Genomic DNA, 16,009 nt, shown 5'->3' with positions numbered 1-16,009 from the left:
CCCCCGAAACCCCTCGCCCGACAGACCCGCACCCCCCACTCCACCTGCCAAGATCACGCGCATGCACCTCAAGAAGAAGTTCGGAGCACTCGTCGCGACGACCATGCTCGCCGCCGGCCTCGGCACCGTCACCGCCCCTGCAGCCCACGCCGCGACCTGCGGATCCGAACGCGTCCTTGCGTCCAACGTCACCACGCTCAAGTCCACCGAAGGCAGCACCCTCGGCCAGCTCTACCTCGGCTACATCCCCTCCTGCCGCATGATGTACGCCGAAGTCCACTGGGACGACAGCAGCGTCACCAACAGCGGTCCCGGCTCCATCTGGATCTCCGACCAGCAGGGCAATCAGGCCGGGAAGCGCTACTACAGCGACAAGTACCAGGGCGTCTCCGGCTCGTTCTGGACCTCGAACCTCGTCGCGATCGACCAGTTCGGCTACCGCTACTCCATGCCCCACGTCTACGCTTCGTGGCTCCACGGCGTCATGAAGCTCCCGCCGTTCGTCTACCCCAAGTGCCTCACAAACCACGACTTCCACGGCGAGTGGCACGACTGGTACCGCGGCGCGAACGGCACCGACCACCCCACCGAGGGCTGCTAGACGCTTCGGGGAGTCGGCGCGGGCCACGGTGGAGTCTCCGACTGTGAGACCAGGGCCCGTCAGGTGAAACCCGAAGGCCCAGGTCGCAGTGGACTGCGACCTGGGCCTCAAAGGAGCCGCCTTCGGGATTCGAACCCGAGACCTACGCATTACGAGTGCGTTGCTCTGGCCAACTGAGCTAAGGCGGCGAACGGGGATTAGTCTACACAGGTCCCAGGGGTGCTCCTGCACGCCTTTCGATCACGACATGATCACCCTGCCGCGGAGGCCGTCGCGAGCTTGGCCGCGAAGCCGATGAAGAGGGCCGCGACGCCGGTGGTGAGGGCGGCGGAGAGTCGGCGGCGGGCGCGGAACACGGCGGCGAGGCGGTGGCCCGCGAGGATCAGCGTCGACAGGTACAGGAAGCTGAAGAGCTGGACCGTGCCGCCCAGGACGGCGAAGGAGAAGCCCGGGTGGGCGTAGGCAGGATCCACGAACTGCACGAAGAAGGAGAGCAGGAAGAGGATCGCCTTCGGGTTGAGCAGGCTGATCAGCAACGCGCGGCGGAACGGCGAGGTCTGCGACGGCGCGGGCTCGTCCTGCGGGGACGGGGCGGGGGCTGTCGGAGCGGCGTGGCGCTCGCGCCACAGGTCCCGGGCGGCCTTGATCATGCCGTAGCCGATGACGAGGAGGTAGACCGCGCCGATGAGCTTCACCGCGTCGAAGACCACCGGGGTGGTGCGCAGCAAGGAGGCCGCGCCGAGGGAGGTCAGGGTGATCAGCGTGGTGTCACCCAGGAAGACGCCGGCGGCGGCGCGGTAACCGGTGGCTATGCCGGCGCGCGCGGCCGTGGACAGCACGTAGAGCGAGTTCGGCCCGGGCAGCAGGACGATCAGCAGGGCACCGAGGGCATACGTGGGGTAGTGGATCACGCCGAGCACGGCGACTGCCTTTCATCGAGAGGGGGGCCAACGGCCTCGATGAAAGGATCGTGGAGGGTGGTCGCTCCTGACAACCACCCTCCCCGTGACGTGACGAACGCGACGCCCGTGTCAGCGGCAGACCGTGCCCTTGGCAGGGACGGTGCCCTGCAGCAGGTAGTTGTTGACGGCCTCGTCGATGCAGGCGCTGCCGCCCGGATCGCGCGCGTACGCGGTGTGGCCGTCGCCGTCGAAGGTCAGCAGCGTGCCGGTGTCGAGCTGCTGCGCCAGGCCCTGTGCCCAGGCGTACGGGGTGGCCGGGTCGCGGGTGGTGCCCACAACCAGGATCGGCGCCGCGCCCTTGGCCGGGATGACGTGCGGCGAGCCCGTCGCCTTGACCGGCCAGTAGGCGCAGGTCAGCCCGCCCCAGGCGAGGCTCGCCCCGAACTGGGGCGAGGACTTCTCGTACGTGGGCAGCTGCTGCTGCACCTGGGCGGGGGTGGTCGCCGCGGCCGGCATGTCGAGGCAGTTGACCGCCGCGTTCGCGTACATGAGGTTCTGGTAGTGGCCACTCGAGTCGCGCTCGTAGTACTGGTCCGAGAGCGCGAGCAGCTCCTTGCCGTTGCCGTTGTTCGTCGCGTCGGCGAGCGCGAGGCGCAGGTCCGGCCACTCCGAGGGGTCGTACATGGCCGAGATGACGCCGGTCATGCCGAGCGCCTCGTTCAGCTTCCGTGGGTCGCCCGTGGGCAGCGGCTTGGCGTCCAGGGACTTGAAGAAGGCGTCGAGCTTCTGGTTCGCCTGCGCGACCGTCCCGTTGCCGAGGGCGCAGCCCGGGCGCTTGACGCAGTCGGCGGCGAACGCGTCGAAGGCCACCTGGAAGCCCCCGGCCTGCTGCGCGTTGAGCTGCTGTGCGGAGAGGGACGGGTTCATCGCCCCGTCCAGCACCATCGTCCCCACCCTAGACGGGAACAGGCCCGCGTACGTCGCGCCGAGGAAGGTGCCGTAGGACTTGCCGAGGTAGTGCAGCTTGTCGTCGCCGAGGAGGGCGCGCAGCACGTCCATGTCCCGCGCCGACTCCACGGTGCTCACGTGGTTCAGCAGCTTGCCGGACTGCTTCTCGCAGGCCTGCGCGAAGGCCTTGTCCGCGGCCACCAGCGCGTTCACGCCCGCCTGGGTGGTCGGGGTGGTGTTCACCTGCGTGTAGGCGTCCATCTGGGGGTCCGTCAGGCACTGCACCGGCGCACTGCGGTCGACGCCGCGCGGGTCCACGCCGACGATGTCGTAGGCCGCCCGCACCACCGCCGGATAGGTCATCGCCGCGTACTCGGCGTAGTCCACCGCCGAGCCGCCCGGGCCGCCGGGGTTCACCAGCAACGACCCGATCCTCGGCACGCCCTGCCCCGACGCCTGCTTGCGCACCACGGAGAGCGTGAGGTCACCGCCGCCGGCCGCGCCCGGGTGGTCGTAGTCGAGCGGCACCTTGAACGTCGTGCACTGGAACCCGGAGTCGCAGCCGTGCCAGGACAGCTTCTGACCGTAGTAGGGCTGCAGGTCGGCGGGGACCGCCGTCGGCAGCGGCTGCAGCACGGTCGCCGCGCCGTTCGACGCCGTGTCCGTCGAGGACGGTCCACCGGCCGCGGAGGTCCCGCTCGACCCACCGCTCGCCCCCGCGCCCGACGCTCCCGGCGTCGATCCGGAGGAGCTGCAGCCGACCACGCCGACCGCCGTCAGCCCGAGCACGGCCAGCGCCACGACGGCCCTGGGGACGCGGGGCCTGGGAGCCCGGGCCTGCGGAGCGCGGGACTGCTCGGCCCGGGTCCACGCGTCGCCCCCCTCGGACGCAAGAGTCGCGGGCGCACCCGCCGGGGACGGGCCGGCCGTGGGCCGCTCGGACGGGACGACGCTGGGCACGCGGGTTCTCTTCATGCTCTCCCCAGAGTGGGCCGCGCCTCGGTGAGGCAGCGCGGCGGGTGTGCGGTCGTGCTTCCTGCGGGGGGCGTCAGCGATGCGCTGCCGCGGCGAACTCCTCGGTTACATAGTCTGCCGCCATTCTGACCAGTCGAATGCGTTCACGTGCGGGCGTCGAGTCGCGGACCACCGCCGACAGCCGGACCGCCGCGTCCGGCGCTCCCTGCAGCGCGACCCGCAGCCGGTTCGCCTCGGCCTGCCCGGTGGTGTCGCGGTGGGCCTGCGCCAGCAGCAGCCGGAGTCCCGAGGGCAGCGGGGAAGAGGCGCCGCTCGCGGCCTTGCCCGGTGCCGGATGCGGCAGCGCGCCGCCGAGTGCCGCCGCGCCCGCGTAGGCGTCCGGATGGGCCAGCTCGGCCGTGACCGCGCACGACGAGGCGGCGTCCACGCCGACCTCCGCCCAGGAACGCGGGCGGGAAGCCACCTTGAACTGCCCGGCGACCGCGCCGCGCAGCGCGGAGTCGTCCGCGGCCAGCGCGCAGGGATCGGCCGGGGCCACCGCGACGAAGGGGTTCGCGTGCCCGGCCGTCACCGCGCCCGCGAGCCCCTCCCACACCTCCCCCAGCTCACTCTCCGGCGCGCGCACCACCACCGCCTGCAGGGCGGTCGTGCCCGCACCCCTGTGGGCCGCGTACTGCGGCGGCAGCCAGACCCGCACCTGGCCCGGAACGCCCGGCAGGGTGCCCAGGTAGAGCTGCCCGCCGGAGGGTCTGCCCACGACGGCGAGCGCGGCCGGCGCCGGCTTGGGCGCCCGGTCGGAGTCCGGGTGGGCGGCGGCGGACCGGCTCGCGCCGGAGGGGTCGGCAGCGGACTCCACGGCCGCCACCGGCTGCTCCGCCCTTGCCGCCTGCGCCGCCCGGTCGGCAGCCCCCGGGCCGCCGACCGCTGCCATGACCCCGCCGACGGCCGCCGCCACGAGCGCGACCGCCGCGGCCACCGCCCGCGCGGCGACGCGCAGATAGCGGGGCGTCAACTCGTACACCCGCCCGGACCGTTCCTCCCGCCAGGCCCCGAGCGCGCTCCCCGCCAACCCGACACCGACCGTCGCTCCGGCAGCGATCAGCGCTGCGCTCCACCACAAGGTCATCCTGTCCGGATCCCCTGTGGGGACGAGCGTGATCATTTCCCGTTCCATTGCCACCCGAACGAGGGAATCCCCGTCCGGCGTCACAGGGACGCCCCGGCTCGGCCGCGGCGCGCGGAGCGACGTCGGCTTCCGCGCGCGGCGTCGGGGCGTCGGGGGTTGCGGCGTCGGGGCGTTGCGGCGTCGGGGCGGGGAGCGGGCGGGGGTCAGCCCGCGCGGAGGGTGACGGCCATGGCTTCGACCGCCAGGAGCGGAGCGACGTTCCGTTCGATCGCCTCGCGGCAGGCCAGGACGGCCTCGATGCGGCGCAGGGTCGTCTCCGGGGAAGACTGTGCGGCGACACGCTCCACGTTCGCCCGCAGGTCCTCGTTGGCCAGGTCCGCCGCCGAGCCGAACTGGAGCGCAAGGACGTCACGGTAGAAGCCCGCCAGGTCGACCAGGGCCAGGTCGAGGCTGTCGCGCTGGATGCGGGTGGCCCGGCGCTTCTGGCGGTCCTCCAGCTCCTTCATCGCGCCCGCCGTGCCGCGCGGCATCCGCCCGCCGACACCCGCCGCCGCACCGAGCGCGGTCCGCAGCTCCTCGGTCTCCTTCGTGTCCACCTCGTCCGCGACCTGCTTGGCCTCCGCCGCGGCCGCGTCCACCAGCGCCTGGGCGCCGGACAGGCACTTGCCGAGATCCCCGACCACCATCGGCAGCCGCAGCACCTCCGCCCGACGCGAGCGCGCCGCCTCGTCCTGGGCCAGCCGCCTGGCCCGGTCGATGTGCCCGTGCGCCGCACGCGCCGCGAACACGGCGTGCTCCGGGTCCACGCCGTCGCGCCGCATCAGCACCTCCGCGACGGCGCGCACCGGGGGCGTGCGCAGCACCAGCAGCCGGCAACGCGAGCGGATCGTCGGCAACGCGTCCTCGACGCTGGGCGCGCACAGCAGCCACACCGTGCGCGGCGCCGGCTCCTCGATCGCCTTGAGCAGGACGTTGGCCGCGCCCTCGGTCAGGCGGTCCGAGTCCTCCAGGATGATCACCTGCCAGCGGCCGCCCGCAGGCGACATCGAGGCGTTGCGCACCAGCTCGCGCGTCTCCTTGACGCCGATGCTGAGCACGTCCGTCCGCACGGTCTCGACGTCCGCGTGGCTGCCGACCAGCGCCGTGTGGCAGCCCTCGCAGAAGCCGCAACCCGGCACCCCGCCCAGATCCAGGTCGGGCGAGGTGCACTGCAGCGCAGCGGCGAAGGCCTGCGCTGCCGCCCCCATGCCGGAGCCGGGCGGACCGGTGAACAGCCATGCGTGCGTCATCCCCGTGGCACCGGTGGCGGGCCACTCCCCGGCCACCACGGCACGCGCCGCCCGAGCCGCGGAGACCAGCTGCTCCACCACCTGGTCCTGCCCGACCAGGTCGTCCCACACGCTCACGTCACGCCGCCACTCTGCCACCGCTCACCGGACCGACCCGCCGCCGTCTCGCTGCTCTCCCGGCGGCGGGCCCACTGTCTTCACTGCCTCGCAGCCTAACGGCCGCCACCGACAACCGACGCCGTCGCGCCGACCGGTCGGCCACCCACGTCAGCGCTGCCCGCCGTCACCGTCCGGGCGCGGCTCCTGCTCCGGGTGCTCGGCGTGCCACTGCGCCCACTCCTCCTTGGTGCCCAGAAGCTGGTCGGTGAGCGACGGCAGATCGTCGAGCGGGGTCTCCTCCGCCCAGTCGTAGCGGCCGATGCGCGAGCCCGACGCCTGCGGTCCCGCCTTCGGCCCGACGGCGGGGATCTGCGTCGTCGGGGCCTCGGACCCCGCCGCGCCCGGCTCGGGCCGGAAGAGCCAGTCGGGCACCTTGTCCTGGACGCTCTCGGTGCTGCGCGGCGCGGCCTCCCGCCACGCGCGCGGCAGCGACTGCTGCGCCTGCGGGTCGACGACCGGCAGCACCGCCGTCTGCTCGGCCGCCTGCTCGGCGGGCGACACGACGTCGCCTGCCGAAGCCTTCGGCTCGGCGGCACCCTGGGCCGCGCCCTTGCGGGAGAACCGCGACAGGCGGCCCTTCTTCGGCGCGGCCTCCTCCGCGGGCGCGACCGGTCCGACCGCGGGCGGCTGCGCCGGCATCGGCGGCAGCACCATGGTCTCGTCCGACGTGGCGTCAGGATTCTTGCCGCGGGGGTCCACCACGACCGGCAGCGCGGCGGTGACCTCGACCTCGTCCTCCTCCGTGCGGGCCGGGGCCGAGGCTGTCCCCCGCCGGTCGGCGGGGGAGGCTTCCTCGTCCACGACGCGCGGAAGGACCGCGGTCTCGTCGGCGGCAGGCGCGGCCACCCGGCCGGACCCGCCACCCTCGACTCGCGGCAGCACCGCGGTCTCGTCCTCGGCGACGGTGCCGCGACCGCCGCCGATCTGCGGCATCTCGGTGGTGGCGTCCTCGGTGTCCGCACCACGGCCGTGGCCGTCGTGGCCACTGCGGCCGCCATCGTCGCCGCGCCCCTGAGCGCCGTCCTCGTCCTCGGTCACGCGCGGGATGACGGCCGTCTCGTCGTCGTCAGCCCCCGGCTTCGGGCCGGATCCGGTTCCGGTACCGCTTCGGTGCCGGTCCGCCTCCCCGGCCTCGCGGTCCCCCGCCGTGCCGGCCAGGCTCGCCGCTGCCGCGGCGGCAGCGGCCGCCGACTCCGCGGCCAAACGGGACTCCTCGGCCAGGCGGGACTCCTCGGCGCGGCGCAGGGCCTCCTCCGCGCGACGACGCTCCTCCGCGCGCTTCTCCGCGCGCTGACGCTCCAGCTCGGCCAGACGCTCCGCCTCCGCGAGCGCCGCGGCGCGGGCAGCCTTGGCGACTCGGCGGCGCTCCGCCTCCTCCTCGGCGCGGCGCGCGGCCTCGGCCTCGGCGGCGGCACGAGCCGCCTCCGCTGCCTGACGCGCGGCCTCGGCCGCCTTGCGGTCCTCCTCGGCCTGGCGGGCCCGCTCGGCCTCCTCGGCCTCCAGGCGCAACCGCTCCAGCGTGGCCTGGCGCTCGCGCTCGGCCCGTTCCTCCTCGGCCTTGCGACGGGCCTCCTCCTCCAGGCGGCGCGCCTCGGCCTCACGGGCCAGGCGCTCACGCTCCGCCAGGGCCTCCTTCTCCTGCTCCGAGAGCGGCAGCTCCCGGTCGAGACGGTGGCGCACGGCGGTGGTGACGGCCTGCGGGGGCTGACCCGCGTCGACGATCAGGTAGCGGGCCGGGTCGGCGGCGGCCAGAGCCAGGAAGGCCGAGCGGACCCGCTGGTGGAAGGCCTCCGGCTCGGACTCCATCCGGTCCGGCGCCTCGGAGAAGCGCTCCCGCGCGGCCGACGGCGCGACGTCCAGCACCACCGTCAGATCCGGGACGAGGCCACCGGTGGCCCAGCGGTTGAGCCGGGCGACATCGGAGGCGGCCAGGTCGCGGCCGGCGCCCTGGTAGGCAATGGAGGAGTCCATGTACCGGTCGGTGATGACGACCGCACCGCGCTCGAGCGCGGGCAGGATCACCGAGTCGACGTGCTCGGCCCGGTCGGCCGCGAAGATCAGCGCCTCGGCGCGGTGCGAGATGCCGGTGTTGGCGACGTCCAGCAGCATCGCGCGCAGCCGCTGGCCGATCGCACTGCCGCCCGGTTCACGGGTCAGCACCACCTCGTGGCCCTTGCTGCGGATCCACTCCGCCAGCGCCTGCGCCTGCGTGGACTTGCCCGCGCCGTCACCGCCCTCCAGGGCGATGAAGAAGCCCGTCCCCGCCCGGTAGGCGGGCGGCTCGGTACCGGCGGTCAGGGCGTCCCAGACGTCGCGCGGCAGCGGCGCGACACCCTTGCGGTCGTCGGCGCGCAGCAGCACGACGACACCGGCGACCACCAGCAGCAGCCCGGCCAGCGCGACCGCCAGGCCCGCGCCGCCGTGGTCGAAGGTCAGCGTGGTGCCGCCGAACTGCTCGGGGCCGAAGGCCGCGCCGATCAGCGGGGTGGCGACGAGCGCCACCGCGACGGCGACCCGCAGCATCGCGTGCAGGTGCTCGTCGACCTGTCGCTGACGGACCTCCTCGGTCTCCTGCCGCAGCAGGTCGCGCGCGCCACGGAAGGCGACGCCGCCCGCGATCCCGGCGATGGAGAAGAAGACCAGCGCCAGCACGTAGTCGCGGACCAGGCCGCCCAGCACCAGGCCCAGCCCGGAGACGACCATGGCGAGCGGCAGCAGCCGTCGCCGGCTCAGCGGCGGCAGCACGCTGCGGCTCACCCGCAGCCCCAGCAGCAGACCCGCGGTCAGCGCGAACACGAAGAGCGCGTAGCCGATCTCACCGGCCAGCAGGTCCTGGGCGTGCACGTAGGCGACGGCAGCGGCGGCCGCGACCGCAGCGGCGGTCGAGCAGACGGCGAAGGAGAAGGTGAGCGAGGAACCGGTGCGCCCGCGTGCCACCAGGCCCGGGGTGACGTCCGCCGGGGCCCGCAGGTTGGTCAGCGGCGAACGCGGCTCGAACGGCCGCGCGCCGTCGGCCGCGGCGTCCGGCAGCTCCTGCCGGAAGTGCAGCACACCGGCGAGGACGAAGAGCGCGGCCGCGCCGAACTCCGCAAGGGCCAGCGGGTGCGTGGACAACCACGACACGCCCTGTCCGACGCCCTGGTTCAGCAGCATCAGCACGACGAAGGCGAGCGCGGCGAGCGGGAGGGAGACGTACCCCGTCCACAGGTCGATGTGACGCAGCACCGGCCGCTGGTCCACGGGCGGGTGGCCCGGCGTGGCGCTCGGCAGCAGCGACTCGGCGAAGGACTCGCGGGTGACGGTGACCACCCGCTCGAGCGCGGCGGTCACGAAGACGGTGACCAGCAGCCAGATCCACGCCTTGGCACCGGTCCAGCTCACCCAGAACAGCGTGCACCCCAGCAGCACGGCGCGCAGCGCCTCCGCACCGATGAGCAGCTGCCGCCGGTCCAGACGCCGCGTCAACTGTGCGACAGGGGCCAGCAGTACGGCCCCGAAGAGCAGCGTGCCCAGCAGACGCGCGCCGAAGGCCGCAGCGAGCGCGAACAGCGCCGCGGAGTACCCGCCGCCCAGCGCCTGCGCCCCCACGACGGCGCGCACCGTCAGTGCGAGCAACGTCAGCAGTGCGAGGCGGTCCCCCAACGTCCCCACCGCCTGGGCCCGCCAGGCGCGCCCGTAGGCGCGACCGCGCAGCAGCGCGCGGGCACGATCGGTCGGACTGACGCCGACGAACGTTCCGCTGCTGCGGTCCTCTGGGCGGATGCTCTCCGGGGCCTCGCTGGTGGGCTCCTGCGACTCGGCGCTCATACGGCCAGCCTAACCGGAGCCCCGGACACCCCGTCCGCCTGTTGGCAGACGGTTACCTTCCGGTTCCCGAGCCGGTGCACTTCTGCAGCGAACCGACCCGGCAGCCCGCACGGCGCGGGGCGCCGCCGATCTGCGGCTCCTCCCCCAGCCTTCGGCCGGGGAGGTGCCCGCAGCCACCTTCGGCCGGGAGGTACCCCACCGCAGCTCCCGGCGGGGAGGTGCCGCCACTCCACGCAGGTGGAGCCGTGAACGCGCAGGGTCATCCGCGCACGGTGGCGGCTCACGCCCGCGCCGGGGGCGCCTCCCGCCGAAGGGCGCGGGACGCACCCGCCGGACGGGCGCGCCCCGCACCCCGAGCGCTACGCGCTGGCGGTCTTCTTCGCTGCGGCCTTCTTCGCGGGAGCCTTCTTCGCCGCCGTCGTCTTCTTCGCGGCTGCGGTCTTCTTCGCCGGTGCCTTCTTCGCCGTCTTCTTGGCGGGCCCCTTGGCGCGCTTCTCCGCGAGCAGCTCGAAGCCGCGCTCCGGGGTGATCTCCTCCACGGAGTCGTCCCGCCGCAGCGTCGCGTTGGTCTCGCCGTCGGTGACGTACGGGCCGAAGCGCCCGTCCTTCACCACGACCGGCTTCTCGCTGACCGGGTCCACGCCCAGCTCCTTCAGCGGAGGCTTCGCCGCCGCGCGGCCGCGCGCCTTCGGCTGGGCGTAGATCGCCAGCGCCTCCTCCAGGGTGACCGTGAACATCTGCTCCTCGGTCTCCAGGGAGCGCGAGTCCGTGCCCTTCTTCAGGTACGGCCCGTAGCGGCCGTTCTGCGCGGTGATCTCGACGCCCTCGGCGTCGGCCCCGACGACCCGCGGCAGACCGAAGATCTTGAGCGCGTCCTCCAGCGTCACCGTGTCCAGATCCATGGACTTCAGCAGCGAACCCGTCCGCGGCTTGACCGCGTTCTTGCCCGTCTTCGGGGTGCCCTCGGGGAGGATCTCGGTGAAGTACGGCCCGTAGCGGCCGGCCTTCGCCACGATGGCGTTACCGGTCTCCGGGTCGTTGCCGAGCTCCCGCTCGCCGCTCGGCTTGGCCAGCAGCTCCTCGGCCAGCTCGACGGTCAGCTCCTCGGGAGCCAGCTCGTCGGGCACGTCCGCGCGCTGCTCGCCTCGCTCCACGTACGGGCCGTAGCGGCCGACGCGCAGCACGATGTCGGAGTCGGGGAGCGGGAACGAGCTGATCTCGCGGGCGTCGATCGCCCCGAGGTCGGTGACGAGCTCCTTGAGGCCGCCGAGGTGGTCGCCGTCACCGTTGCCCGCGTCGGCCGCGGAGGCGGCCAGGCCCTCCGCGCCGCCCTCGCCGAAGTAGAAGCGGCGCAGCCACGGCACAGACTCGGCCTCGCCGCGCGCGATGGCGTCGAGGTCGTCCTCCATCTTGGCGGTGAAGTCGTAGTCGACCAGGCGGCCGAAGTGCTCCTCCAGCAGCCGGACCGCGGCGAGCGCGACGAAGGACGGGACGAGCGCCGTGCCCTTCTTGAAGACGTAGCCGCGCCGGATGATCGTGTCGATGATCGCCGCGTACGTGGACGGGCGGCCGATCTCGCGGTCTTCCAGCTCCTTGACCAGCGAGGCCTCGGTGTAGCGCGCCGGGGGCTTGGTCGCGTGGCCGTCGGGGGTGATCTCGTCGGCGGTGACGCCGTCGCCCTCGGCCATCGGGGGCAGCCGGCGCTCGCGGTCGTCGAGCTCGGCGTCCGGGTCGTCGCGGCCCTCCACGTAGGCCTTGAGGAAGCCGTGGAAGGTGATGATCTTGCCGGAGGCGGAGAACTCGACGTCCCGGCCGTCGGCGGCCGGGCCGGCGACCTTGACCGAGACGGACTGGCCGACGGCGTCCTTCATCTGGGAGGCGACGGTCCGCATCCAGATCAGCTCGTACAGCTTGTACTCGTCGCCGGTCAGCCGGGTCTCGGCCGGAGTGCGGAAGCGGTCGCCGGAGGGACGGATCGCCTCGTGCGCCTCCTGGGCGTTCTTGACCTTGCCCTGGTAGGTGCGCGGCGCGTCCGGCAGGTACTCGCGGCCGTAGAGCTGCTCGACCTGCGCGCGGGCGGCGTTCACGGCCGTGTCCGAGAGCGTGGTCGAGTCGGTGCGCATGTAGGTGATGAAGCCGTTCTCGTACAGCTTCTGGGCCACGTCCATGGTGCGCTTGGCGCCGAAGCCGAGCTTGCGGCTGGCCTCCTGCTGGAGCGTGGTGGTGCGGAAGGGCGCGTACGGTGCGCGGCGGTACGGCTTGGACTCGACGCTGCGGACCCGGAAGTCGGTCGCGGCCAGCGCGGCGGCCAGACCCCGCGCGGCCTCCTCGTCCAGGTGCAGCACCTGGCCGGCGGCCGCGCCGGACGCGCCCTTGAGCCGCCCGAGCGAGTCGAAGTCGCGGCCGGTGGCGACGCGGCGGCCGTCGACGGCGCTCAGCCGGGCGCCGAAGGTGCCGGGCTCGCCGGCGGCCGCGGCGCGGCCCGCGTCGGCGGTGGCGAAGACGGCAGTCAGGTCCCAGTAGGAGGCGGAGCGGAACGCCATGCGCTCACGCTCGCGCTCGACGACGAGGCGGGTCGCCACGGACTGGACGCGGCCGGCCGAGAGCTTCGGCATGACCTTCTTCCACAGCACCGGGGAGACCTCGTAGCCGTAGAGGCGGTCGAGGATGCGGCGCGTCTCCTGCGCGTCGACCAGGCGCTTGTTCAGCTCGCGCGGGTTGCGCACGGCCTCCTGGATCGCGTCCTTGGTGATCTCGTGGAAGACCATCCGGTGCACCGGCACCTTGGGACGCAGCACTTCCTGCAGGTGCCAGGCGATGGCCTCGCCCTCGCGGTCCTCATCGGTGGCGAGGAAGAGTTCGTCCGCTTCCTTCAGCAACGACTTGAGCTTGGAGACCTGAGCCTTCTTGTCCGGATTGACCACGTAGATCGGCTCGAAATCGTGGTCCACGTCGATGCCCAGGCGCCGGACGTCGCCGGTGTAGCCCTCGGGGACCTCGGCGGCCGTGCCGGGAAGGTCGCGAATATGCCCGACGCTCGCCTCGACCACGTATCCAGGGCCCAGGTAACCCTTGATCGTCTTCGCCTTGGCCGGCGACTCGACGATGACGAGTCGACGTCCGTCGCGTGCGGTCTCGCTGGTCGGGGACACCTTCGCTCTTCTCTCCCGGTCGATGAGGGGGTGGCCGCCGCGACTCGCGGCGACACGGTCCTGAATGCGGAGTGTGACCGCACCCCGGTGCCCCTTGTCAAACGGACGGATCCCGACTTGTCAGTGCCGGAAGCCCTCCGCTGCCACTCGAACGGTAACCCGAGCGAGCCGGTTCCCGCTGTTCGGGCGGGGTCGTACGGTATGTCGTACGTGGTCACACCAATGCGCTGTCAGGCCTGCGAACAGGCCGGTCAGCAGGTCGGGGACGCCCGGCGGGGACGCGGACCCGCCGAACAGGCCCGAACCGGACAGCCGGATCATAGGACCGGCCGTCGGAATTCCGGTGCAGAATCCGACCCGTTCGGCGTGTCTCTGCCCATCCGGGCGCACGGACATGCACCCGTCTGATAGGCCCGTCGGCCACCGCGACCCGGAGCGCGCCGGGAAGCAGGCCTCAGAACGCGGCTGCGAGCAGCGCCACACCGCAGCCGGCGAAGGCCAGACCGAGCAGGAGCCAGAACAGGTCGCTGCGGCTCTGCGGCACGCCTTCGAGCGCGACCCGGGTCGGCTGTCGCGGATCGAAGCGGACGGGCACCAGCGCACCGACGGGCAGCGCCGCGGACCGGCGGATCGAGGTCCAGCCGCGCGGGCGTGTGATCACCTGCCCGTGGCCCTCGACCTCGAAGCTGAGCAGCGGGGCGTTGTCGGCATGGTCGACGTCGACGGACTCCGCGACATCCGCGGCGTCCGCAGCTCCCTCGGCGTCGGCCTGGCCGGCGCTGCGGGTCCAGGCCGCATCGGGGGCCGGGACCGAGGTGGGGCTGTCGGCCTAGGCGCCGGTCGCCGGTCCTCCGACGGGGACGCCGACCGGCTCGCCGGGCTCACCCGCCGACTCGAGCGCGGAGGGGGCCACCACCCTGGCCATCCCGCTCACACCGACACGTCGCAGGGTGCGGCGCAGGCGCACCTCGACGGCGCACCACCAGATGACGGCGCTTCCGAACAGGGAGAACCACACCCCGGTGAACAGACTCAGTGGTGTCCCCACGTTCGCACACCCCCGCCAATCACCTGTCGTCCATTGGCCGATCATGTGATCGGTCGCACAATCAGGCTGTCAGCGAGGCGGCAACGCAGGGCCTACACACGGCGAAAGCAAGGCAAACCCCCGATGAACGAGGCGTTCACCGGGGGCCTCGGACGGGCCATCAGGCGGGCAACAGGAAGCCCTGCTCCACCAGCAGGCGGATCTGCTCGGGCGCACGGTCGCGCAGCACCACCGGATCCTCGTCGAGGAGCCGTGCGATCGCGTCCAGGATGTCACCGGCGCGCAGCGAACCCTCGCAGGCCCCCGCGAAGCCCGCGCCCACCGTGTCGACCTTCGTCGCCCGTCGCATGCCCCGGTTCTGACGCAGGATCACGTGCTCCGGATCCTCCTCGCCCGGCACGCCGACCTGCTCCTGCACGACCTCCTCCGCCAGCCGGTAGCGGGAGTCCAGCAGGTCCGCGTCGTCGTGGGCGCGCAGGAAGTCCTGCCGGGCGAACCACTGCTCGATGACCGGCCCGAGCGGCTGCTCGACCGGGTGCGGCCACTCCTCCGCCAGTACCACGGGCTCCGCCCCCTCGGGCGCACGCCGCAGCGTGATCCAGCCGAAGCCGACGCCCTCGACCTTGGCCGCCTCGAAGGCGTCCAGCCACTCCCCGTACCGCCGCTCGTACTCCGCGCGCGAACCGCGGTGGTCGCCGCCGTCGCGCAGCCAGAGCTCGGCGTAGGTGGTCGGGTCCTGCACGTCCCGCTGCACGATCCAGGCGTCGCAGCCGGTCCCGGCCACCCACGAGGCCACCCGGTCGCGCCAGTCCTCCCCGCGCACGTGCTGCCAGTTGGCCAGCAGCTGGCAGTAGCCGCCCGGTTCGAGATGCTCACCGGCCTGCGTGACCAGGCTGCGGCAGAGGTCGTCACCGGCCATCCCGCCGTCGCGGTAGGTGAAGCGGCCGCCCGGGGAGATCACGAACGGCGGGTTGGAGACGATCAGGTCGAAGCGCCCGGCGTCCCCGTCCGCGGGATCCGCCGCGACGGGCTCGAACAGGCTCCCCTCGCGCGCCTCGACCCGCTCGCCGAGACCGGACAGCTCGGCGGAGAGACGGGCGAAGTGAAGCGCGCGCGGGTTGACGTCGGTGGCCACGACCTGCGCCGCATGGCGGGCGGCGTGCAGCGCCTGGATGCCGGAGCCGGTGCCGAGGTCCAGCGCACGCCGCACCGGGCGGCGCACCGTGATGTTCGCCAGCGTGGTCGAGGCCCCGCCGACCCCGAGCACGAGCTCGCTGCGCGGCACGCCCTGGTCGGTCGCCGCGCCCGACCCGATGCCGCCCGCTCCGCCGACCGCGCAGCCGAGGTCGGAGACGATCCACGCGTCGGCCGTCTCGGACTCGCCCGCGATGTCGTTGGCATACGGCCGCACGTCGACGGTCGCCCGCACGCCGCCGTCGGCGGTGCGGGTCAGCCACGCGTCCGCCAGGGCCTCGTCGACCGGCAGCGCCAACGCGGCCTGGGGGTACGAGACCTCGCGCTGCAGCAGGAACAGCCGCACCAGCGTCGGAAGCGCCCCGGGCCCCGCGGTGGCCCGCAGCGCGGGCACGCTCTCGCTGCGGGCGAGCGCGGCGTAGGCCGCCCCGCCCAGCAGCTCCAGGCAGCCGTCGGCGGTGTAGCCGGCCGCGACGAACGCGTCCCGCAGCCGCCCGATCCGCTCCCGGTCCACCACCGGCAGCGCTGCGGCGGACGTACCGCCGGGGACGGCGGCGGGGTCGGCGGACGTCGCGGCGGACTCGGCAGGGGTCCGGTCGGCAGGAGTCCGGTCGGCAGGGGTCCGGTCGGCAGCAGTCCGGTCGGCAGCAGTCCGGTCGGCAGCGGTCCGGTCGGCAGGCGTCTCGGGCGAGGAACTGGTCGTCACGCCAGCCATTCTCCCCGACACCCGGCCAGGGCCCGGCACGTCCGCCCAGCGCGCCGGAAGCGCGAAGACGCGGCCGCGCCGCACGGCCCCGGCCGAGAGCGG

The 16,009-nt window shown here is 73.6% G+C and carries 10 protein-coding genes and 1 tRNA gene; 1 reads left to right on the top strand and 10 read right to left on the bottom strand.

Going from position 1 to position 16,009, the window contains the following annotated elements:
* Positions 1 to 61: 61 nt before the first annotated feature.
* Positions 62 to 601 (top strand): hypothetical protein, encoded by a 540-nt coding sequence (locus TR49_RS36925; RefSeq protein WP_042390223.1) that lies wholly within the window; start codon positions 62 to 64, stop codon positions 599 to 601.
* A gap of 114 nt (positions 602 to 715) precedes the next feature.
* On the opposite strand, the gene TR49_RS36920 is transcribed toward TR49_RS36925, so the two are convergent.
* The 10 genes from TR49_RS36920 to TR49_RS36875 form a co-directional block, all read right to left on the bottom strand.
* Positions 716 to 789, bottom strand: a tRNA-Thr gene (locus tag TR49_RS36920).
* A 63-nt stretch (positions 790 to 852) separates the two neighbouring features.
* Entirely contained in the window at positions 853 to 1,521 is a 669-nt protein-coding gene (leuE, locus tag TR49_RS36915) for a leucine efflux protein LeuE (RefSeq protein ID WP_042390220.1), read from the bottom strand.
* Positions 1,522 to 1,632: 111 nt separating this feature from the next.
* Positions 1,633 to 3,426, bottom strand: a complete 1,794-nt coding sequence (locus TR49_RS36910; RefSeq protein WP_084725799.1) for an alpha/beta hydrolase — start codon at positions 3,424 to 3,426, stop codon at positions 1,633 to 1,635.
* 73 nt (positions 3,427 to 3,499) lie between these two features.
* Positions 3,500 to 4,552 (bottom strand): hypothetical protein, encoded by a 1,053-nt coding sequence (locus TR49_RS36905; RefSeq protein ID WP_152627661.1) that lies wholly within the window; start codon positions 4,550 to 4,552, stop codon positions 3,500 to 3,502.
* Between the two features lie 203 nt (positions 4,553 to 4,755).
* Positions 4,756 to 5,958 carry a DNA polymerase III subunit delta' gene (locus TR49_RS36900; RefSeq protein WP_042390216.1) on the bottom strand — a complete coding sequence of 401 codons (1,203 nt, stop codon included), beginning with the start codon at positions 5,956 to 5,958 and terminating at the stop codon, positions 4,756 to 4,758.
* 150 nt (positions 5,959 to 6,108) lie between these two features.
* Positions 6,109 to 9,807 carry a dTMP kinase gene (gene tmk / locus TR49_RS46545; protein ID WP_052434944.1) on the bottom strand — a complete coding sequence of 1,233 codons (3,699 nt, stop codon included), beginning with the start codon at positions 9,805 to 9,807 and terminating at the stop codon, positions 6,109 to 6,111.
* Between the two features lie 359 nt (positions 9,808 to 10,166).
* Positions 10,167 to 12,959, bottom strand: a complete 2,793-nt coding sequence (topA, locus tag TR49_RS36890) for a type I DNA topoisomerase (RefSeq protein WP_042390214.1) — start codon at positions 12,957 to 12,959, stop codon at positions 10,167 to 10,169.
* Positions 12,960 to 13,413: 454 nt separating this feature from the next.
* The gene (locus TR49_RS36885; RefSeq protein WP_042390212.1) at positions 13,414 to 13,620 is read right to left on the bottom strand and encodes a DUF3592 domain-containing protein; all 207 of its coding nucleotides are present in this window, start codon (positions 13,618 to 13,620) and stop codon (positions 13,414 to 13,416) included.
* Between the two features lie 168 nt (positions 13,621 to 13,788).
* Positions 13,789 to 14,007 carry a hypothetical protein gene (locus tag TR49_RS36880; RefSeq protein WP_152627660.1) on the bottom strand — a complete coding sequence of 73 codons (219 nt, stop codon included), beginning with the start codon at positions 14,005 to 14,007 and terminating at the stop codon, positions 13,789 to 13,791.
* Positions 14,008 to 14,167: 160 nt separating this feature from the next.
* Positions 14,168 to 15,724 carry a DUF7059 domain-containing protein gene (locus TR49_RS36875; protein ID WP_042390233.1) on the bottom strand — a complete coding sequence of 519 codons (1,557 nt, stop codon included), beginning with the start codon at positions 15,722 to 15,724 and terminating at the stop codon, positions 14,168 to 14,170.
* Between the last annotated feature and the right edge of the window lie 285 nt (positions 15,725 to 16,009).

It is taken from the genome of Streptacidiphilus melanogenes, assembly GCF_000787835.1.
Taxonomy (GTDB): Bacteria; Actinomycetota; Actinomycetes; order Streptomycetales; family Streptomycetaceae; genus Streptacidiphilus; species Streptacidiphilus melanogenes.
Note: the sequence above shows the minus strand (reverse complement) of the source record. Positions and strands in the feature narration are given on the sequence as shown.